The following is a 19,547-nucleotide window of genomic DNA, read 5'->3' on the forward strand; positions in this document are numbered from 1 at the left end:
CTCCTTCAAGATTTAGAAGCGCGAATCTTCCCACCAGCGGCGCTCGGGCACGCCGGCGCGGGAGCCAGCATCGCCCAGTTTGACGCCCAAGAAGTGGTACAGGTTGATGATGTTGTGCTCGAAGCCCCACTCGGAGCCGGCCATGTAGATGGCCCACAGGCGGGCAGTGGGAAGGCCCACTAGCGAGCAGGCCTCCTCCCAGTTCTCCTTGAGGTTTTCGCACCAATCATGCAGCGTGCGCATGTAGTCGAAGCGGAGGGATTCCGTGTGGACGACTTCGAAACCGGCATCCTGCATGCACTTGGTAATGGTGCCGGAGCCGGAGAGCTCGCCATCGGGGAAGATGTAGCGGTCGATGAACCCGCCCTTCGGCGTCTTGTGGTTATCCGGGTAGGTGATGCAGTGGTTGAGCATGAGGCCGCCCGGCTTGAGCTTGCCGTGGAGGAAGCTGAAGAAGTCCGGGTAGTTCTTGACTCCGATGTGCTCGAGCAACCCGATGGCGGAGATGGCGTCGAAGCCTTCCTCGGTGACGTCGCGGTAATCCAGGAAGCGGATCTCCGCGAGATCTTCTAGGCCCTCCTCCTTGATCTTGGCCTGGCCCCACTCTGCCTGTTCCTTGGAGAGGGTGACTCCCAAGGACTTCACGCCGCGCTTGGCCGCGTAGCGCACCATGCCGCCCCAGCCGCAGCCGACGTCCAAGTGGCGGTCGCCTTCCTTGAGCCGCAGCTTGTCGAAGATGAGGCGGTACTTGTTTTCCTGGGCCTCGTCGAGCGTGGCGTCAGGGGAGGGGTAGTAGGCGCAGGTGTACGTCATCGAGTCGCCGAGGAAGAGCTCGTAGAAGTCGTTGCCCACGTCATAGTGATCGGAGATGACTTCTGCGTCGCGCTCCTTGGAGTGTTTGGACAGCCCCTCATGGAGCTTGCGGCGCAGCCACGAGGCACGCTCGACATCCGGGACCGGCTGGATTTGAAAAGCGCCCATCGAAGCCAAGGAACGCGCGACGCGGGCAAGGGTTTTCGCGTCCGGGCGGGAGAACTTGTCATACATTGCGTGCAAGGCGTCGAAGATGCCGTAGGGGTGTGCCGGGTGTTCCCCCTCGACGGTGATTCCGTCGGTGACGTAGGCGCGGGCGAAGCCTACATCGCCCGGGTGTGTGGCGATGTAGGCCAGACCCTGCAGGTTATTAATTTTGACGGTGAACTGCGCGTCGGCTGGGCCGGTTGCGGAACCGTCGAAAGCTTGCCAGCGGAAGGGGTTGGGGCTGGGAACGAAGGTATCGATGATCTCAGCCACGGTCATTGGGGAGAATCGCTTACTCATAAAACTACATACTACTTTCGGATTAAGGTTAGGCAGATAGAAGACGGCCATACTCTGTGGCGCCCCGGGGCGCCGCTTGAGAGGTCGAAAAGACGTAGAAATGTTGTAAGGACATTGCCTTAGGGCAACGCGGTCCATGGTAGGCCTCATGCGTCGATGGCGCTAAGGGGGAAACTAATCCGAGAAGGATAAGCCTGGTTTTCGCGGGGCCAATGTGGCGAAAGGGGGCGGGGCTGGTAGGGTAATGGGGTCAAAACTGTCCAAGCGTTCCTATGAAGGACCTTAAGAAGGTTCTTAACTTTTGGGAACAGATGAGATCCACCCCCGTGCGCGGCGAATTCGAACCGCACAGCAAGCGCGGTAGGCCAGGAGGATTGAGTAGTGTCCGCCATTTTGCAGGCTTTCAAAGATGCCGACCTGCGGAAGAAAATCATCTTCACGCTCGTGATGATTATTCTCTACCGCGTTGGCGCGCAGATCCCGTCGCCGGGCGTTGATTACGCCACCATCGCCGGTCGCCTTCGTGACCTTACGGAGGAGTCCGGAAACCTGTACTCGGTGATCAACCTGTTCTCCGGTGGTGCGCTGCTGCAGCTGTCGATCTTCGCCATCGGCATCATGCCGTACATTACGGCGTCCATTATCGTGCAGCTGCTCACCGTGGTTATTCCGCACTTCGAGCAGTTGAAGAAGGAGGGTCAGTCCGGTCAGGCGAAGATGACGCAATACACGCGTTACCTCACCCTTGCGCTGGCCCTGCTGCAGTCCGCGGGCATCGTGGCCTTGGCGGACCGCGAGCAGCTCCTGGGCCAGGGCGTGCGCGTCTTGGCGGAGGACCGCAACTTCTTCACCCTCGTCGTGCTCGTTATCACCATGACTTCTGGTGCAATCCTGGTGATGTGGATGGGTGAGCTGATTACGGAGAAGGGAATCGGCAACGGCATGTCGCTGCTGATTTTCGCCGGTATTGCTACCCGCCTTCCTACCGACGGCGTCAACATCTTCCAGAACAATGGTGGTCTGGTCTTCGCCATGGTTCTCACGGGCCTCATCGTTCTCGTCGCGGGCATTACCTTCATCGAGCAGGGTCAGCGCCGTATCCCGGTGCAGTACGCAAAGCGCATGGTGGGCCGCCGCCAGTACGGTGGCTCTTCCACCTACCTGCCGCTCAAGGTCAACCAGGCCGGCGTTATCCCGGTCATCTTCGCCTCCTCGCTGATCTACATGCCGGTGCTCATCACCCAGATCGTCAACTCCGGCTCCCCGGGTGTCTCCGATAACTGGTGGCAGCGCAACGTCATTGCTCACCTGCAAGCACCGAGCTCCTGGCAGTACATCGTCCTCTACTTTGTGCTCACCATCTTCTTCTCCTACTTCTACGTATCGGTTCAGTACGACCCTGCGGAACAAGCCGACAACATGAAGAAGTATGGTGGATTCATCCCGGGTATCCGCCCGGGCCGACCGACCGCCGAGTACCTAGGCTTCGTGATGAACCGCCTGCTGTTCGTCGGTTCGATCTACCTGGCGCTCATCGCTGTTCTGCCGAATATCCTCTTGGACCTCGGCGTGGGCACTGCAGGTGCCAGCGGCACCTCCGCCTTCGGTGGTACCGCCATCCTCATTATGGTCTCGGTTGCCTTGACTACGGTCAAGCAAATCGAGTCCCAGCTTCTACAATCCAACTACGAAGGACTGCTTAAGTAATGCGTTACGTACTCCTTGGCCCTCCCGGTGCCGGCAAGGGCACCCAAGCCGCCCTCCTCAGCGAGAAGCTCGGCGTTCCGCACATCTCCACCGGTGACCTCTTCCGCGCCAACATTGGTGAGGGCACCCCGCTTGGTGTAGAAGCCAAGTCCTACATCGATGCCGGCAAGCTGGTGCCGACTGACGTCACCGCCCGCATGGTAGAGGACCGCCTTAACCAGGATGACGCCAAGGAAGGTTTCCTCCTTGACGGCTTCCCGCGCACCGTGGAGCAGGCCGACATCCTGGCGAAGCTCCTTGACGACAAGGGCCTCAAGCTGGATGGCGTGTTGAACTTTGAGGTGTCCGAGGACGTCGTCGTCGAGCGCATGCTCGCCCGCGGTCGTGCAGACGACACCGAGGAGACCATCCGCACCCGCCTGGGCGTGTACCGCGAGGAGACCTTCCCGCTTATTGAGCACTACGGCGATGCCATCATCTCCGTGAAGGCTGAGGGTTCCGTTGAGGAGATCAACGAGCGCACCCTGAAGGCCATGGGCAAGTAATCTGCCTTTTAAGCCATGGCTTTTCGACGACGCACTAAAACCATCCCCGCCCGCACCCCAGGCGAGCTCGATGCCATGCAGGCGGCCGGCGAGATCGTCGGCCGCGCCCTGCAGGCGGTACGCGCTGCCGCAGCGGTGGGCGTGAGCACTCTGGAACTCGATGAGGTGGCCGAGCAGACCATCCGCGATGCCGGTGCCGTGCCCACCTTCAAAGGCTACGGCGGGTTCCCGGGTTCCATCTGCGCTTCCGTCAACGACGTCATCGTCCACGGCATCCCCAGCAAGGAAATGCTGCTGGCTGAGGGGGACCTTGTTTCCATCGACTGCGGTGCCACTCTCGACGGCTGGGTGGGGGATAGTGCGTGGACGTTTGGCGTCGGTAAGCCCAGCGCCGAAGCGCAGGCGCTGAGCGACGCCACCGAATGGGTCCTCCACGAGGGCCTCAAGGCGATGGTTCCGGGCAACCGGCTGACCGACGTCTCCGCTGCCCTCGAGCAGGCGACTTACCGCGCCGAGGATAAATTCGGCGTCGAGCTCTTTATCGTCGATGGCTACGGCGGCCACGGCATCGGCCGAGAGATGCACGAGGAGCCCTACCTGGCCAACGAAGGCAAGGCAGGGCGCGGTCCCCTCATCCAGGAAGGTTCCGTGTTGGCCATCGAGCCGATGCTGACCCTGGGTACTGAGGACAGCGAGGTCTTAGAGGATGACTGGACCGTGGTAACCCTCGATGGCTCGTGGTCGGCGCACTGGGAGCACACCGTCGCGGCGACGGAGAATGGTCCCCGAATCCTGACCCCGCGCTACTAAAACACGTCTTTCGGGTAGGAAATCATGGTCGGAAGGTTTATACTTCTTGCCATGTCTAAAATTCGCTCCCGCGCTGGTGCTCGCTCCCTACGCCGAGCCACCGCAATCGGCCTTCTGACCGCTACTCTCTCGGTCGCCCCGGCCGCACATGCACAGACGGTCCCCTCTATTGATTCCCTGTCCTCCAACGTCCAGTCCCAGCTTGATGAGTTCGCTGGCCAGACCCGTGAGAACGCGTGGGCTAGCCGCAACCAAATGCTGGAAGCGCTGCAGAATGTTAACCCGCAGGCAGTCGATGCTCTTCGCCCAGTAATCGATGGCGCTATTGAGCTCGTCTTCCCGGGCCTCATCGAGCAGAAGAACGCGGAGATTCGCGCTGCTCGTGAAGCTGAGGAGCGCGCCCACGCTGAGCAGATTGCTCGCGAGAAGGCCGCCGCTGAGGAAGCCGCGCGCAAGGCTGAGGCTGAGCGTCAGGCGCAGCGCTTCGATGTTGGCCCGTGCCCGGCAGATGCGCGTATCTGCGTGGACCGCGATGGCCGCCGTACCTGGCTGCAGGACGGCAACGGCAACGTCACCTACGTTGCGCAGGGCATGTCCACCGGTAAGCCGGGTGAGGAAACCCCGGCCGGCACGTACTACATCAACCGTAAGGTGAAGGACGAGATCTCGTGGGAATTCGGTAACGCACCGATGCCTTACGCAATGTACTTCACGAACAACGGCCACGCCTTCCACGAGGGCTCCCCGGCCTACCAGTCCAATGGCTGCGTGCGCCTGACCCACCAGGATGCCGTGCGCTACTGGAATGATGTGCCGATGGGCTCCAAGGTCTTCATCTACTAGGACGTAGCGGTGGGCAAGCCACCGCTAGACACCATTTGCCTCCCGCGCTTTAGTGCGACGGGAGGTTTCTGTATTTGGAAAACCCGTTCTCGCAGCGTATGCTTTAGTGCTGGTGTCTGTACGCAGCCGGATTGGCTGCTGAGGACACCAGGCAGTAGACACCAAACATGCAGGTGGAGGCGTCGCCAAGCGTGGCGAAAAGAACTCCATCAGAAAAGTAGAGGTTATGGCTAAGGAAGGCGCAATCGAGGTTGAGGGTCGCATCGTCGAACCCCTGCCCAACGCAATGTTCCGCGTCGAGCTCGACAACGGGCACAAGGTTCTTGCCCACATCTCGGGCAAGATGCGTCAGCACTACATCCGCATCCTCCCAGAGGATCGCGTTGTTGTGGAGCTGTCTCCTTATGACCTGACCCGCGGACGCATCGTCTACCGCTACAAGTAAAGACTGTAAGCCTCCTCACCCACGGGACGCGCCCTTCGTGCGTCCTTTTTTACCTCAGGCTGCGATGGCCTGAGCCCACGCTGCTAAGCATGCCCACAGTTTCCCCGGCACGGCCCGGGTCGAAGCGTATGCGTGGCGGGGGACGGATGAGGAGAAAACCATCGTAACAACCCGAAAGGACTAGCCATATGGCACGTCTAGCTGGTGTTGACCTCCCGCGCAACAAGCGCATGGAGGTTGCTCTCACCTACATCTACGGCATCGGGCCTTCCCGTGCCAAGGAACTGCTGGAAAAGACCGGCATTTCTCCCGACCTGCGCACCGACAACCTCGACGACGATCAGCTGTCGGCGCTGCGTGACGTCATTGAAGCTACCTGGAAGGTCGAGGGTGACCTCCGCCGCCAGGTTCAGGCTGACATTCGTCGCAAGATTGAAATCGGTTGCTACCAGGGCATCCGCCACCGCCGTGGTCTGCCCGTTCGTGGTCAGCGCACCAAGACCAACGCTCGTACGCGCAAGGGTCCGAAGAAGACGATCGCAGGAAAGAAGAAGTAAAACATGCCACCCAAGACTCGTTCCGGCGCGCGCCGTGGTGGTCGTCGCGTCGTAAAGAAGAACGTGGCCGCTGGCCACGCATACATCAAGTCCACCTTCAACAACACCATCGTGTCCATCACGGACCCGCACGGTGCTGTCATCTCCTGGGCATCCTCCGGCCACGTCGGCTTCAAGGGTTCCCGTAAGTCCACCCCGTTCGCAGCGCAGATGGCTGCTGAGAACGCGGCCCGCAAGGCCATGGACCACGGTATGAAGAAGGTTGACGTTTTCGTCAAGGGTCCGGGCTCCGGCCGCGAGACCGCCATCCGTTCCCTGCAGGCTGCAGGCCTCGAGGTTTCCTCGATCACGGATGCCACCCCACAGCCGCACAACGGCTGCCGTCCGACCAAGCGCCGCAAGGTTTAAGGGAAAGGAAGAGGTAAGAAAATGGCTCGTTATACTGGCCCCGCTACCCGCGTATCCCGCCGTCTGCGCGTCGACCTGGTCGGCGGCGACATGGCATTTGAGCGTCGCCCGTACCCTCCGGGACAGGCTGGCCGCAACCGCATCAAGGAATCTGAGTACCTGCTGCAGCTCCAGGAGAAGCAGAAGGCCAAGTACACCTACGGTGTGCTGGAGCGTCAGTTCCGCCGCTACTACGCCGAGGCTAACCGCCTTCCGGGCAAGACCGGTGACAACCTCGTCGTTCTGCTCGAGTCCCGTCTCGACAACGTGATCTACCGCGCAGGTCTGGCCAACACCCGCCGCCAGGCTCGCCAGCTTGTCTCCCACGGTCACTTCACCGTGAACGGCAAGAAGATCAACGTTCCTTCCTTCCGCGTTACGCAGTACGACATCATCGATGTTCGTGAGCGTTCCCAGAAGATGGAATGGTTCGAAGAGGCTCAGGACCGCCTGGTTGACGCCAACGTTCCGGCGTGGCTGCAGGTCGTTCCGGACACCCTGCGCATCCTCGTGCACCAGCTGCCCGAGCGCGCTCAGATCGACGTTCCGCTGCAGGAGCAGCTCATCGTCGAGCTTTACTCGAAGTAATCCTTCGACACTTTCATCTTTACCCCTTCTACCGGCGTCAAATAGCGGGCGCCGACAAGGAGAAACTCCATGCTTATTTCCCAGCGTCCTCAGCTCACCGAGGAATTCATCGACTCGTCTCGCTCTAAGTTCGTTATCGAGCCGCTCGAGCCGGGCTTCGGTTACACCCTCGGTAACTCGCTTCGTCGCACGCTGCTTTCGTCCATCCCGGGCGCGGCAGTAACCTCCATCAAGATTGACGGTGTGCTCCACGAGTTCACCACCATCAATGGTGTGAAGGAAGACGTTTCCGAAATCATCCTTAACGTCAAGGGTCTGGTTCTGTCTTCCGACTCCGACGAGCCGGTGGTCATGTACCTGAGCAAGGAAGGCCCGGGTGAGGTCACTGCAGGCGATATCCAGCCGCCGGCCGGCGTGGAGATCCACAACTCGGATCTGCACATCGCATCGCTGAATGAGTCCGCCAAGCTGGAGATGGAACTCGTCGTCGAGCGCGGCCGTGGCTACGTCCCGGCTGCCGCCACCTCGGGAGAAATCGGCCGCATTCCGGTCGACCAGATTTACTCCCCGGTGCTGAAGGTCTCTTACAAGGTCGAAGCTACTCGTGTTGAGCAGCGCACTGACTTTGACAAGCTGATCATCGACGTCGAGACTAAGAACTCGATTTCCGCACGCGACGCCCTGGCTTCCGCCGGCGGCACCCTGGTCGAGCTCTTCGGCCTGGCTCGCGAGCTGAACACCGCTGCTGAGGGCATTGAGATTGGCCCGTCCCCGCAGGAGACGGAGTACATCGCCGCCTACAGCATGCCGATCGAGGATCTGAACTTCTCCGTCCGCTCCTACAACTGCCTGAAGCGCCAGGAGATCCACACCGTCGGTGAGCTCGCTGAGTGCACCGAATCGGACCTGCTGGATATCCGCAACTTCGGTCAGAAGTCGATCAACGAGGTAAAGATCAAGCTGGCTAACCTGGGCTTGGCCCTCAAGGACACCCCTGAGGACTTCGACCCGACCCAGCTCGAAGGCTACGACGCAGAGACCGGCGACTTCAAGGACCCGGCTTCCGACGATTCCGAGTAAAGAATTCCACTGAATCGTGACGGCGCGGCAACCGCGCCCCGTCGCGCGCTCAATTAATCCGCACACGAGGAGTACATAATGCCTACCCCCAAGAAGGGTCCGCGTCTCGGCGGCTCCGCTAGCCAGCAGAAGCACCTGCTGAGCAACATGGCAGCGAGCCTGTTCGAGCACGGCGCAATCAAGACCACCGACGCTAAGGCGAAGCTGCTTCGCCCTTACGCTGAGAAGATCATCACCAAGGCGAAGGCCGGCACCGTTGCTGACCGTCGCGCAGTTCTCAAGCTCATCCCGCACAAGGATGTTGTTGCCTACCTCTTCGACGAGCTGGCACCGAAGTTCGAGAACCGTGAGGGTGGTTACACCCGCATCATTAAGCTGGACAACCGCTCCGGCGACAACGCCCCGATGTCCCAGATCTCCCTCGTTCTCGAGGAGACCGTGACCTCCGAGGCTAACCGCGCTACCCGCGCAGCTGCCTCGAAGAAGGCTGCTGAGGCTGAGGAAGCTAAGGCCGAAGAGGCTGAGGCTGAATCCGCTGAGGAAGCAAAGGCAGAGGCAACCGAGGCAGAGGTCGAGGAGACCGCTGCTGAGGAGTCCGAGGAGAAGTAAACTTCTCTCGCCTTAACTAGGCCGCAGTACCACCTTAGGTGGGGCTGCGGCCTTTTGTTATGCTTTCTGGGCTATATAACCCCGACCAGAACGTATACTCTATGACCCCGCTGTTTACTGTGCTGTACGTAATCGGCATCGTCTCCGAGGCGATGACCGCTGCGCTGTCCGCTGGCCGGCAAAAGATGGATCTGTTTGGCGTCATCATGTTGGGCGCAGTCACCGCATTGGGCGGCGGCACGATCCGCGACATGGTGCTGGGCGCCTACCCGTTGACGTGGGTGGCGGAACCGCGCTTCCTCTTGGCCGTGGTGGCCGCCGCCGTCGCCACGGTTTATATGTCCTTCCTAATGCACTATTTCCGGCATGTATTCTTGCTTCTCGACGCCCTGGGCCTTGCGGTATTCAGTGTCCTTGGTGCTCAGAAGGCCTTGGAACATGGCCATGGGTTGGTTATCGCTGCCGTGGCTGCGGTGCTGACCGGTGTCTTTGGCGGTATTTTGCGTGACTTGTTGTCCGACCGTATCCCGCTGGTCTTGTCCGCCGAGCTGTACGCCTCCATTTCTGTTCTTGCAGCCTTTTCTTATGCGGGATTGATGGAGCTGGGGCTCAGCGATGAGGTCGCTGGCGTCGTGACGGTATGCCTAGCGCTGGCGCTGCGCGTGGCTGCGATCTACTTTGGATGGTCGCTGCCGGTGTTTGAATACCGGGGAGCCGAACAACCCATGGACCCGCGCCTGCGCTTGTCTGCCCGCATTGTTCGGGATGGCGCCCGCAAGGCCAAGCGCAAAGCCGGCCAGGCCAAGAAGAATCTAAAGCACCCCAAGCGGGCTGGCTATGCCGCTTTGAGCAAGCTGGGCGTGAGCAAGAGCGCGAAGCGCCAGCACGCGGCCCAGGATTGGGAACTCAATCGCGAGTGGAATGCCAACGACTAGGTAGAATCAGCATCCATGACTAACGTTCGCCTTCGCCTAGACTTGGCCTACGACGGCACCGACTTCCACGGGTGGGCCAAGCAGAAGGGCGGCCTGCGCACTGTTCAGCAGACCGTTGAGGAGAAGCTGAGCATGGTGCTGCGCCACCCAGTGGAGCTCACCGTGGCTGGGCGCACCGATGCCGGAGTGCATGCCAGCGGTCAGGTGGCGCACTTAGATACCACACGGGCGGCGCTGGGACAGCGCAGCATTGACGGCGATCCCACCAAGCTGGTGAAGCGCTTGGCCAAATTGCTGCCTGCCGACGTCCGCGTCCACGCCTGCACCGAAGTTCCCGCAGATTTCGACGCGCGCTTTTCTGCCTTACGCCGCCGCTACGTCTACCGCATCACCACCCATCCGCGCGGTGCACTTCCGACTCGCGCACGCGATACCGCGACGTGGTTCAAGCCAGTGGACCTGGAGCTAATGCAGGCCGCGGCCGATCAGCTGGTGGGGCTCAATGACTTCGTGGCTTTCTGCAAGGCGAAGCCGCACGCCACGACCATTCGCGAGCTCCTTGCCTTTGAGTGGAAGGACGTGTCGACGCCCGCGGAGCCGCAGCTCTACGAGGCGCACGTAACCGCGGATGCCTTTTGCTGGTCCATGGTGCGCTCGTTGGTGGGCTGCTGTTTGCGGGTGGGGGAGGGCTCGCGCGGAGTTGACTTCGCCGCCCATATGCTGCGGGAAGAAAGCCGGTCCTCAGAGATCCCGCTTGCTGATGCTCAAGGTTTGAGCCTGGTGGGCGTGGATTACCCCGATGCGGACCAGTTGGCCGCGCGGGCGGCGATGACCCGTGGTCGTCGCGCTGCGGAGGAGACCGACGTGGGTTAGTCTGGAATCCACTGCGCCAGGGAGGGTGGCGCATTCACGTGAGGGGGAGGATTCTTCATGGCACGCGCGTTGCCTACTACCAAAGCTCAGGTCTCAGGACACAAGTTTCTCCTACGCCGGTTAGAACACGGGCTTGTCTTTGGAGATATAAGGATGATTCATGATCCGTTGAAGAGGCGTCGCCGCGCACTGACGGGAGGGATTGCTGCGGTGGCCTTTTTGAGCCTGGGCTCGGGGCTCATTGCCTGGATGCAACCGGATCCGCAGCCCGGTGATGCACCGGTTGTGCGCTCTTCCGAAGGTCAACTCTTGGCGCTGGTTAACGGCACTTATCACCCGGTGGCCAACCTTGCGTCCGCCAGGCTCATCGCCAATGAACCGGTGGAACCCGCTGCTGCCGGGGAGTCCTTCCTGGAGCAGGTCAGCTTGGGCACACCTCTGGGGATTGTAGATGCCCCGAACCTTCTGGCGGCCGGAACGGGGGAAGAACCGGGCTGGGCGGCGTGCCTGGAAGAGTCCACGGAGGGTGAGAATTGGCAGTCCAGCAACCACGTCGGCACCGTGACCGTGGTGGCGCACCACGCCGTTCCCGGCTTCGACGAGGAGCAGGCCGCCGTGGCGGAATCCGAGGGCACGCAGTGGTTGCTCACCGGCCAAGGGCGCGTCGTGTTGCCCGAGGCCACGAGCACGCAAGGCAGGGTACTGCGCCGCGCCTTGGGGATGACCGCGGAGACGGCGGTGTGGAGCGTGCCGGCAGAGCTCCTCAATGCCTTCGCCGAACTGGAGCCGCTGAGTTTCCCAGCCGTGCCACCTGAGATTCTGGATACCGGCGAACAGCTGTGGGCGCGAACCGAGCAGGGCGTTTTCTCCATCACCCCCACGCAAGCGGAGATGCTCGTCGGCATGGGCGCGCAGCGTCTGCCGGCACAGTCGCAGGAGGTTGCCGCGCTTGGCGACGTTCCACCGACCTTCAACCTCCCGGCTACCCGGATGGACTTCCTGTCTCCTGAGCACGGTTGGTTGTGCGCGACGCACCAGCATGGAGCCGGTACGACTCGCCCGGTGTCAGCCACCGTGGACTTGCCGGGTGATTCGGCGGCGCAGCGTTTCGCCGGTCTACAGGCGGGCGTGGGCGTGGACAGCGGGCATGGTTATCACGTGGTCTCTGCCACCGGCAGGCGCCACGAGCTGGCTAGCGCCGGGGAGCTAAACGCGCTGGGCCTGGGGGAACCGGAGCAGGTGCCGTGGGAGATTCTGCGTCTGCTGCCGGAAGGTTCTGCCTTGAGCCGCGCGGAGGCCTTAAAGAATGAGCACTGATAACAGCCACGAGGACGAGGAACCCCAGGGCCCCGAGGAGTAGGCGCACCATAGGCCAGCCTTGGGCGGCCGGTGCTGTCAGTGGTGTCACCGCAAAGGAACGCTCCTCGCGGGTTTCGGCCGCAGGACGAAAGGTCACCGCGGTGAGGGGATCGACCACCCCGTGGCCGGGCTCGGCGGAATCGATGACGCGTTGGCGCAGCTGCGCCGGGGACTCGTCGGGGTAGCGCTGCACCAGCAGAGCGAGCGTTCCGCTGACCAGGGGCGCGGCGAAAGACGTGCCTTGAAAGAGGGTATCCCCCTTGGCACTGGCCCAGCCGCCGCCGGGTTCCAAGGCGAGTGGTACGTTGCCCTCTGCGCTGAGAGGTGCAGCGATGGAGTAATCCGCAAGGTCGTACGGGGTGGCTAGGGCGCCAACCGCGAGGACAGTATCCGCCACGGCGGGGAAGACCACATCACCTTGTTCACAGCCACCGGATGTCGCGTTTCCCGACGCCGCCACCACCACCGCCCCAGCGTCCTCCGCGCGCTGCAGCGCTGCGTCCAAGCCCGATCGATCCACCCGTGAGGCGGCATCCGGCGGGACGCAGGACACGACGGAGACGTTGATGACCTGAGCTCCCGCGTTCACGGCATCCTCGATGGCAGCAGCCAGGCTGGCCAGCGTTCCGGAACCGTGGTCTTCCTCCGCTGAACCATCGGCCCCTGCCGAGTTATCCGGCGCCGGTTGCCTGAAATGCGAACTGGTTTGCCGGATGGCGTAGATTTCCGCATCCGGGGCCACGCCGAGCTCTCTTCCTGCGATGACCCCGGCCACCACCGTGCCGTGCAGGTCACAGTCTCGCAGCGGGTCGGGCTCGTCTGGGGTTACGAAGTCCGCTCCCGGTGTCACGCGCAGCTGGGGGTGCGCGGCCACTCCGGTGTCGATGACCGCGACCTTCACCCCGGCACCCGTGGCAAAAGAATGCAGCCGCGCGCGATAGTCCGAGTATTGCGCGGAAGGCTGCGGCCCTGCCGCGGCGAGGGTAGCCTCCGCGCACGCGGTGTCTGGCTCGCGGGCAGCAGCTACCGGCCCGGGCAACACACAGGACCCCCACGCCAGACCAGCGCCAAGAGCAGCGCTGGCGGCGCCGATTCTAATTAGAGCTATCATGAGCCCAGCCCCCTAATGAACTCGAAGAGCCCAGCCAGGTGTGCGGCGAGCGGCAAACACGCAGCCAGTGCGAGGGCTTCGGCGCGCTCGAACCACACGATGGTGGTCGGCTCAATCTGCCGTAGTTTGCCTGCCCACACCGGTACTGACAGCATGGCCACAACGATGAGCCCCGCGATGACGCTGAGCACCCATGTTTCCGTGGTTGGCGCAGAAAGCCGCTGCCACTCGCGCAGCGGCACAGCCACCGCGGAACACGCAGCGGCGAGGCCATAGATTCCCAGTGCCCACGCAGCAATGGGCCGGGCATGGCGTGCTGCATGCACGATGACCCCGCCAGCGATACTTACACACAGCGCTTGGGAGGCCCCCTGGGTTGCCGCCGCGTTGGCGTTTAATGCGATGAGGAGCAGGGCAGGGATGCCCGCCACCGCGCAGCCCACCGCGATGCCCTCGTAGGCCTGCCCGGCGCGCCGGGCAGCGAGCGCGTTATCGGTGGGTACCTCGTCCGAGATGCTTAAGTCTTGCCCGGCGGTGGGAAGCTGCGGCACGCGCAAACCCGCCAGCCGCGTGGTCAGCAGGGGAGCGCCCGCCAACAGGCCCACGGTGGCTGCGAGGAGCGGGGCGGGGCCGAGGAGACCGACGAGCACGAGCAGGCACCACGTCGCGGCAGTAGCCCGGTCCCGCAGCCCGCCGATGCGTACCAGGTGGGAGAGCACCGCCGTCGCACCGACGGCGGTCGCGGCCCCCACGACGGGTGCCGCCGGCACCGCGGTACCTGCAGGTCCAGCGACAAATGCTGCGCCAGTGGCTAACCCGCCCGCCAGCCCCGCGGCGACGTGCGCGGTGGCGAGCAGAGATCCTCGCCGCGTCCATACCGCAAGAACGAGGGCGAGGAGTGCAGTGGCGGCGCAGCCGACCGTGGGGGACAGTGTTGCGGCAAGGAGCCCACCGCCGGCGATAAGGCCCGCCACACCCCACAGCCCAGCCAGGCCAGAAAGCTGCGTGGCGGAGACATCGGCGGCTAATGCTTCCGCGGCGTCGCGCACGATGGGTGCCGGCGCCGGTGCATCCGGGCTAAGCACCAGCACGGAGCCTTCTTCCACGCTGGTGCGATCCAGCGGCGTGGTCATCGATATGGTCTTGCCCGCCGCGGTAGTGGCGCGCCACAGGATGGGGGCTGGGGGAACGTCGACAAGCACGAGCAGCTCCCCCAGCACCTCCCCGAGGCTGGACGAAAGCGGCAGTGAGATATCCGCTTCTTTGCGGGTCTGGCCTGCGTGTATACGGACAGTGACGCGGACAGAATGCGCGAGTGCGCGAGTCATGGAAAGTACCTCCCCCGAGAAAAATTTCTAGGCAACCCCTTGCCCATTGCCTCACATTGTGGCTTACTGGTGGCACGCTGTCCACCGCTTAAGGAGGCGGTGGAGTACTTCGGGGGGAAGGACTTTGACATGCGCGTACCTACACGCGTCGTTGACACCGGGCTGTCGTCATATCGGGAACCAGCGCCACCGCTGCCACAGGGCAGCATTGATGCCGAGGCCGTGCCGGAGGCGGCCCGTGCCCAACCCGTTCCGTTGGTTCGCCTGCTTATGCCGCTGGTGATGATCGCGGCCATGGTGGGCATGGTGGCGCTCATGGTTCTCGGCGCGGGCGATGCGCGCCGGATGAGCCCCATGAGCCTCATGTTCCCGCTCATGATGCTGGCCAGCATGGCCATGATGTTCAACCCGCAGGGAGGCGGGCAGGATCCGGACGAAACTCGCCGGACGTACCTGCGTCACCTCAAGGCGCTGCGCGAGGAAGCGCTGGAGCGCGCGGCGGCGCAGCGCGCGCATGAGGAACACCGCAATCCGGCGCCTGGGCAGCTCGGCGCGTTGATTCCGACGTCGCGCCTCTGGGAGCGGGATGCGGATGCCCCGGATGCGCTGGAGGTGCGGGTGGGCACCGGGCCGATGGCACTGTGCACGCCGATCAATGTTCCAGATTCGGGTGCCGCGGAAGACCTCGACCCAGTGTGTGCGGTGAGCCTGCGCCAGACCGTGCGCGCGGTGGGAACGCTGGCGGATATGCCGGTGGTCATCCAGCTCCAAGCCTTCCCTATCGTGGGGCTGGCCGGTGCGGATGCGCACGGTATGGCCCGCGCGCTGCTGTTGCACCTGGCGGTACTGCATGGCCCGGAAACCGTGGGCATTGAGTACCACGGGGAGAGCTGGGAGTGGCTGAAGTGGCTGCCGCACTCGAGGGATCCGGAGAGCGCTCAGTTTCGTATCCGCGTCGTGGAGGAGGACCACCGGCATCGCGGTGTACTGGACAAAGAGGGAGCGCCGGGGGACGCCCCGACGACCACCATCGCCGTGGGTGTCACACCTCATTCGCTGCTGGGCCGCCGTGCGGAGGACGAAGGCATTTACCTGCGGGCGGAAGGCGCGCTGTCCGTGGTTACCGCCGCGGGGGAGGAGGAGCTGGGCAGCTGCGCGCTTATCGACGTTTCCACGGCCCTCCTCCACGCCCGCACGCTTGCGCCCTATCATCGCCCCTTCGGCGGCGATGCTCCGGCAACGCCACGGCACGGTCGCGATGCAGACCTCCCTGTGCTGCTGGGCTACCGGGACGTGGATGCGCTGCAGGCCTCCGGCATGTGGCATGGCCGCAGCCCGGTCGAACGCCTGCGCGTGCCCATCGGTGTGGATGAGTCCGGGCAGGCGGTGGTGCTCGACCTGAAGGAGTCGGCGCAGGGCGGCATGGGCCCGCATGGGCTGTGCATCGGTGCTACGGGCAGCGGAAAATCGGAGCTGCTCAGGACACTCGTCGTGGCCTTAGCCGCCACGCATAGCCCGGAGGAGCTCAACCTCGTGCTCGTGGACTTCAAAGGTGGGGCGACCTTTCTCGGCTGCGAGGAGCTGCCGCACACCTCCGCCGTGATTACCAACCTGGAGGAGGAATCTACCCTGGTGGAGCGCATGTACGATGCCATCTCCGGGGAGATGAACCGCCGCCAAGAGCTGTTGCGCAAGGCCGGCAACTTTGCCAATGTGGGCGAGTTCAACGCCTCCGCTTCCGCGGTGGCGGAGCACGGACCGCTGCCGGCGCTGGTCATCGTGGTGGACGAGTTCTCGGAACTGTTGGGCCAGCACCCGGACTTCGCCGAGCTCTTTGTCGCAGTGGGAAGGCTCGGCCGCTCACTGCACGTGCACCTGCTGCTGGCCTCCCAGCGCCTAGAAGAAGGGCGCCTACGGGGATTGGATTCGCACCTGTCCTACCGTATTGGCCTGAAGACATTCTCCGCCGGGGAGTCCCGCCAAGTCCTCGGTGTGCCCGACGCCTACCACCTCCCCGCCCAGCCGGGAGCCGGCTACCTCAAAACCGATGCCGATGCCCCCACACGGCTCCAGGCCTCCTATGTATCCGGCCCAGTGACGCGCCGGGTAGCCCTAGAAGATGATGCTTCCGCACAGCACACGGCGCGCCTGGAGCTTTTCACCGGGCACCGCGCTGCGGTAGAGGACGTGGACTATGCGGTACTCGTGGATTCCTCGAGCACCCTCCTTGACACCGTGGTGGGGGCTGCCCGGGACGAAGCCGCCGGGCGCGGTCAATCAGCGCGGCGAATCTGGCTGCCGCCCTTGCCCGCCGTGGTGGAGCTGTCCAGTGTCGCCGCTGTGCAGGTAGAATCGCCCGGCGCGGGCGGCGGGCTGTGCGCCGAGGTGGGGCTTATCGACCGCCCCTACCACCAGCGCCAAGACCTACTCACCGTGGACTTCACGACGGGTGGCGGGCACCTGGCCCTGTGCGGTGGGCCGCAGTCGGGCAAGTCAATGGCGCTGCGCAGTATCGCCTCCGGAATGGCACTGCGGCACTCGCCGGACCAGGTGCGCTTTTATGTCATCGACTTGGGTGGCGGACAACTGCAGGTTCTGGAGCGGCTGCCCCACGTGGCCGGGGTGGCCGGCCGCGAGGAACCGGAGAAGGTACGGCGCATCGTCGACGAAGTCGCTGGCCTCGTGCGTCGCCCGGAATCCCGCCACACCTTCCTGATTGTGGATGGCTGGCACCACATTGGCACCTCTGGGGCGGATTTTGAAGATCTCGCCGAGCCGATTACCCAGCTGGTCGCAGATGGTGCGTCTTCCCACGTTCACGTCCTGATCGCGGCGGCGCGGTGGACCAGCCTGCGGCCGTCAATCCGGGACCTTATCGCGGCGCGCCTCGAGCTGCGTCTGGGTGAAGCCATGGATTCCCTCATTGACCGCAAAGCACAACAAAAACTCCCGGCAGCGCCCGGTCGGGGCATCACGCTGGCGGGGGAGAACCTGCTCTTCGCTGCGACGTCCCCGCAGGATATCGCTCATATCTGCGGAGTGCATGCGGACGCCCAGCCGGTCCCGCCGTTGAAGATGCTGCCCGCCCTGCTCACCGAGCTTCCACAACCGGCCGGCAGCCCACCGGCCGGGGTGGCTTGGGGAATTGGCGGGCCGGACCTGGACCTTCTGACGTGGGATCCGACCACGCAGCCCCACCTCGTGTGCATTGGTTCTCAAGGTTCCGGTAAGTCGCAGTTCCTCAGCGTGATTCTCGCCGGTATCAGCCAACTGAACCGGGAGGAAGCCCGCCTCGTGGTTATCGATGAGCGCCGGGCACATTTGGGGACGCTGGATGAGGAGATGGTGGCGGTCTACGGGGCGTCGGCAAGCGCAGCCACCCAGGCCATCCTCGATACCGTCCGCACCTTAGAGCAGCGCCTCCCCGGCCCCGAGGTCACTCCCGCGCAGTTGGCCGCGCGGAGCTGGTGGGAGGGGCCGGATATTTACCTTGTCATCGATGATCTCGACTTGGTCAGCGACATTGCCCTGGCACCACTTGTGGAGATTCTCCCGCACGCCCGCGATGTGGGCCTGCACCTAGTGCTCGCGCGCAAATCAGGAGGAATCGGGCGCGCGCTGTTTGGGCAGTTCCTCTCGGCAGTGCGCGACCTGCAGCCAGCACTGCTGCTTCTCGACGCCGACCGCGACGAAGGCGCCATCTTCGGCATCAAACCAGTAGCGCTGCCGCCCGGCCGCGGCCAATGGGTCGTGCGTGGGGCACCCCAAGGCCTGGCACAGGTGTATGTGCCGGACACCGACACACCAGAAGAACCACCACACACCACATCCAGCAAGGGAGATAACCAATGACCGCGACTCATGCACTGCGCACACCGTCGACTACGCCAGAGACCACACTCGTTATCACGGTGCTCGACGCCGCCACGATCTATGAGGGGCCGGAGACGATCTACCGCTACGACTTACCCGGCACTGGTATCGCCGAAGGCTGGGCGCTCGACGCCGTCCTTGACCAGGCAGAAAAGGTCTGCGGGGCGGAGTGGCCGGAGGTAAGCGCCGAGGTGGTAGCGGATCCATCCGGTACGGACATCACTGACGAGGCAGTGAGCATCCTGCGCCGCCAACTGACCGGCGCGGGCGCGACGGTAGTGGAAACAGAACCATCGCCGCCCGTGGTGGAACAAACACCGACTCTTACAAGGGCGGTTGTGGACGGGCACGACGAGGGCCATGCAGACACCGTGACAGCTGAGCGGCCGCGAGCCACGCGCGCGCGACGCTCCCATCGCGCGACACCACACCGCCTTTCTGCGCTCGTGGGAGGCATCGACCCCTTCTATATCGCCATTGCGGTCATGGTGCTCGTCGTGGCCGGGGTGTCCTGGTGGGCCGTGGGACGCAAAGACGCAGCCTTAGCAGCCGCGACACCACACCAGACGGCGGTAAGTACTTCCAGTGCTGCCCATTCGCCGGGTACGGCCCCGACCCAGAGCTCGGACGCGCCGACTGAGGAGGGCGGGACGCAAGGCTCGCCCGGGGATACCGGCAGTGCGCAGCTGCGTCCGGGCCAACAAGCCATCGACGTGGAAGGGATGTCCTTGGTCTTGCCACAGGGTTTTCGTACCAGCGTGGAAGATGGGCTCGTTACCGCGGCCGGTGAGGATCCCAACCTGCGGATCCTTGTCGCTGCAGATCCGCTTTTCAACGTGCCCGTTGACGTCCTTTTTGCGGAGATCAAGGAGCAGATCGAATCCGATCCCGCCCTCCGTGATCCGGTAGAGGAGTCCGGGCGGCTGACCTATACCGAAGACCCCGGCGATGGCTCGCGGGTGACCTGGATGATGTGGGAGGACAAAGGCCACCAGATGTCCGTGGGCTGCCACACCAAGTTCGAGCCCAACGTGGTGCAGAAGGCAGCGTGCCGAATGGCGGCGGAATCGCTGGTTAAGAAGGACTAAGCAGCGGCAAGCCAGAAAAATTAAAAACT

The 19,547-nt window shown here is 63.4% G+C and carries 17 protein-coding genes and 1 pseudogene; 15 read left to right on the forward strand and 3 right to left on the reverse strand.

The features are described from left to right. Window positions 1-12 precede the first annotated feature (12 nt). A complete protein-coding gene (locus tag HMPREF2806_RS08960; RefSeq protein WP_070517416.1) occupies window positions 13-1,320 on the reverse strand; it encodes a class I SAM-dependent methyltransferase in 1,308 nt (435 codons plus the stop codon). A gap of 381 nt (window positions 1,321-1,701) precedes the next feature. On the opposite strand from HMPREF2806_RS08960, the gene secY reads away from it, so the two are divergent. The 13 genes from secY to eccB all read left to right on the forward strand — a co-directional run bounded on the left by secY (window position 1,702) and on the right by eccB (window position 12,076). After that, a complete protein-coding gene (gene secY, locus HMPREF2806_RS08965; RefSeq protein WP_046648460.1) occupies window positions 1,702-3,027 on the forward strand; it encodes a preprotein translocase subunit SecY in 1,326 nt (441 codons plus the stop codon). Next, the gene (locus tag HMPREF2806_RS08970) at window positions 3,027-3,572 is read left to right on the forward strand and encodes an adenylate kinase (RefSeq protein WP_046648459.1); all 546 of its coding nucleotides are present in this window, start codon (window positions 3,027-3,029) and stop codon (window positions 3,570-3,572) included. The genes secY and HMPREF2806_RS08970 overlap by 1 nt, the downstream gene beginning before the upstream one ends. A gap of 15 nt (window positions 3,573-3,587) precedes the next feature. Then, on the forward strand, window positions 3,588-4,382 hold the full coding sequence (map, locus tag HMPREF2806_RS08975) for a type I methionyl aminopeptidase (RefSeq protein ID WP_049156995.1): 795 nt from the start codon (window positions 3,588-3,590) through the stop codon (window positions 4,380-4,382). Between the two features lie 51 nt (window positions 4,383-4,433). Further along, window positions 4,434-5,225: a L,D-transpeptidase gene (locus HMPREF2806_RS08980; RefSeq protein WP_070511331.1), complete on the forward strand. Its 792-nt coding sequence runs from the start codon at window positions 4,434-4,436 to the stop codon at window positions 5,223-5,225. A gap of 226 nt (window positions 5,226-5,451) precedes the next feature. Then, on the forward strand, window positions 5,452-5,670 hold the full coding sequence (gene infA / locus HMPREF2806_RS08985; protein ID WP_003854422.1) for a translation initiation factor IF-1: 219 nt from the start codon (window positions 5,452-5,454) through the stop codon (window positions 5,668-5,670). Between the two features lie 188 nt (window positions 5,671-5,858). Continuing rightward, window positions 5,859-6,227, forward strand: coding sequence for a 30S ribosomal protein S13 (gene rpsM, locus HMPREF2806_RS08990; RefSeq protein WP_039673764.1), 369 nt, complete (start codon window positions 5,859-5,861; stop codon window positions 6,225-6,227). A gap of 3 nt (window positions 6,228-6,230) precedes the next feature. Beyond that, complete coding sequence (gene rpsK, locus HMPREF2806_RS08995; protein WP_010189540.1) at window positions 6,231-6,635, forward strand: 30S ribosomal protein S11; 405 nt, start codon at window positions 6,231-6,233, stop codon at window positions 6,633-6,635. A gap of 21 nt (window positions 6,636-6,656) precedes the next feature. After that, complete coding sequence (gene rpsD / locus HMPREF2806_RS09000; RefSeq protein WP_010189536.1) at window positions 6,657-7,262, forward strand: 30S ribosomal protein S4; 606 nt, start codon at window positions 6,657-6,659, stop codon at window positions 7,260-7,262. A gap of 69 nt (window positions 7,263-7,331) precedes the next feature. Beyond that, complete coding sequence (locus HMPREF2806_RS09005) at window positions 7,332-8,342, forward strand: DNA-directed RNA polymerase subunit alpha (RefSeq protein ID WP_010189530.1); 1,011 nt, start codon at window positions 7,332-7,334, stop codon at window positions 8,340-8,342. Window positions 8,343-8,420: 78 nt separating this feature from the next. Further along, window positions 8,421-8,951: a 50S ribosomal protein L17 gene (rplQ, locus tag HMPREF2806_RS09010; RefSeq protein ID WP_070517417.1), complete on the forward strand. Its 531-nt coding sequence runs from the start codon at window positions 8,421-8,423 to the stop codon at window positions 8,949-8,951. Between the two features lie 101 nt (window positions 8,952-9,052). After that, window positions 9,053-9,886 (forward strand): trimeric intracellular cation channel family protein, encoded by an 834-nt coding sequence (locus HMPREF2806_RS09015; protein ID WP_039674330.1) that lies wholly within the window; start codon window positions 9,053-9,055, stop codon window positions 9,884-9,886. A gap of 15 nt (window positions 9,887-9,901) precedes the next feature. Beyond that, window positions 9,902-10,759, forward strand: a complete 858-nt coding sequence (gene truA, locus HMPREF2806_RS09020; RefSeq protein ID WP_070517419.1) for a tRNA pseudouridine(38-40) synthase TruA — start codon at window positions 9,902-9,904, stop codon at window positions 10,757-10,759. Window positions 10,760-10,816: 57 nt separating this feature from the next. After that, window positions 10,817-12,076 carry a type VII secretion protein EccB gene (gene eccB, locus HMPREF2806_RS09025; RefSeq protein WP_070517421.1) on the forward strand — a complete coding sequence of 420 codons (1,260 nt, stop codon included), beginning with the start codon at window positions 10,817-10,819 and terminating at the stop codon, window positions 12,074-12,076. Window positions 12,077-12,260: 184 nt separating this feature from the next. On the opposite strand, the pseudogene HMPREF2806_RS13165 reads toward eccB, so the two are convergent. Together HMPREF2806_RS13165 and eccD are read right to left on the reverse strand one after the other, a co-directional pair. After that, window positions 12,261-13,229 (reverse strand): annotated as a pseudogene (locus HMPREF2806_RS13165) (S8 family serine peptidase); the annotation flags it as partial. After that, window positions 13,226-14,557 (reverse strand): type VII secretion integral membrane protein EccD, encoded by a 1,332-nt coding sequence (gene eccD / locus HMPREF2806_RS09035; RefSeq protein WP_046648454.1) that lies wholly within the window; start codon window positions 14,555-14,557, stop codon window positions 13,226-13,228. The gene eccD and the pseudogene HMPREF2806_RS13165, both read right to left, overlap by 4 nt. A 129-nt stretch (window positions 14,558-14,686) precedes the next feature. Between eccD and eccCa the strand changes: the two genes are divergently transcribed. After that, window positions 14,687-18,409: a type VII secretion protein EccCa gene (gene eccCa / locus HMPREF2806_RS09040; protein WP_198531332.1), complete on the forward strand. Its 3,723-nt coding sequence runs from the start codon at window positions 14,687-14,689 to the stop codon at window positions 18,407-18,409. Then, window positions 18,406-19,518 carry a type VII secretion-associated protein gene (locus tag HMPREF2806_RS09045; RefSeq protein ID WP_046648441.1) on the forward strand — a complete coding sequence of 371 codons (1,113 nt, stop codon included), beginning with the start codon at window positions 18,406-18,408 and terminating at the stop codon, window positions 19,516-19,518. Before eccCa ends, HMPREF2806_RS09045 begins: the two co-directional genes overlap by 4 nt. Window positions 19,519-19,547 lie beyond the last annotated feature (29 nt).

It is taken from the genome of Corynebacterium sp. HMSC076G08, assembly GCF_001811515.1.
Classification (GTDB): domain Bacteria; phylum Actinomycetota; class Actinomycetes; order Mycobacteriales; family Mycobacteriaceae; genus Corynebacterium; species Corynebacterium hiratae.

Excerpts from the sequence above, each read along its gene's own strand:
- HMPREF2806_RS08960 (WP_070517416.1), bottom strand. The coding sequence starts at position 1,320 with ATGAGTAAGCGATTCTCCCCAATGACCGTGGCTGAGATCATCGATACC.
- HMPREF2806_RS08970 (WP_046648459.1), top strand. The coding sequence starts at position 3,027 with ATGCGTTACGTACTCCTTGGCCCTCCCGGTGCCGGCAAGGGCACCCAA.
- map (WP_049156995.1), top strand. The coding sequence starts at position 3,588 with ATGGCTTTTCGACGACGCACTAAAACCATCCCCGCCCGCACCCCAGGC.
- HMPREF2806_RS08980 (WP_070511331.1), top strand. The coding sequence starts at position 4,434 with ATGTCTAAAATTCGCTCCCGCGCTGGTGCTCGCTCCCTACGCCGAGCC.
- infA (WP_003854422.1), top strand. The coding sequence starts at position 5,452 with ATGGCTAAGGAAGGCGCAATCGAGGTTGAGGGTCGCATCGTCGAACCC.
- rpsM (WP_039673764.1), top strand. The coding sequence starts at position 5,859 with ATGGCACGTCTAGCTGGTGTTGACCTCCCGCGCAACAAGCGCATGGAG.
- rpsK (WP_010189540.1), top strand. The coding sequence starts at position 6,231 with ATGCCACCCAAGACTCGTTCCGGCGCGCGCCGTGGTGGTCGTCGCGTC.
- rpsD (WP_010189536.1), top strand. The coding sequence starts at position 6,657 with ATGGCTCGTTATACTGGCCCCGCTACCCGCGTATCCCGCCGTCTGCGC.
- HMPREF2806_RS09005 (WP_010189530.1), top strand. The coding sequence starts at position 7,332 with ATGCTTATTTCCCAGCGTCCTCAGCTCACCGAGGAATTCATCGACTCG.
- rplQ (WP_070517417.1), top strand. The coding sequence starts at position 8,421 with ATGCCTACCCCCAAGAAGGGTCCGCGTCTCGGCGGCTCCGCTAGCCAG.
- HMPREF2806_RS09015 (WP_039674330.1), top strand. The coding sequence starts at position 9,053 with ATGACCCCGCTGTTTACTGTGCTGTACGTAATCGGCATCGTCTCCGAG.
- truA (WP_070517419.1), top strand. The coding sequence starts at position 9,902 with ATGACTAACGTTCGCCTTCGCCTAGACTTGGCCTACGACGGCACCGAC.
- eccB (WP_070517421.1), top strand. The coding sequence starts at position 10,817 with ATGGCACGCGCGTTGCCTACTACCAAAGCTCAGGTCTCAGGACACAAG.
- eccD (WP_046648454.1), bottom strand. The coding sequence starts at position 14,557 with ATGACTCGCGCACTCGCGCATTCTGTCCGCGTCACTGTCCGTATACAC.
- eccCa (WP_198531332.1), top strand. The coding sequence starts at position 14,687 with ATGCGCGTACCTACACGCGTCGTTGACACCGGGCTGTCGTCATATCGG.
- HMPREF2806_RS09045 (WP_046648441.1), top strand. The coding sequence starts at position 18,406 with ATGACCGCGACTCATGCACTGCGCACACCGTCGACTACGCCAGAGACC.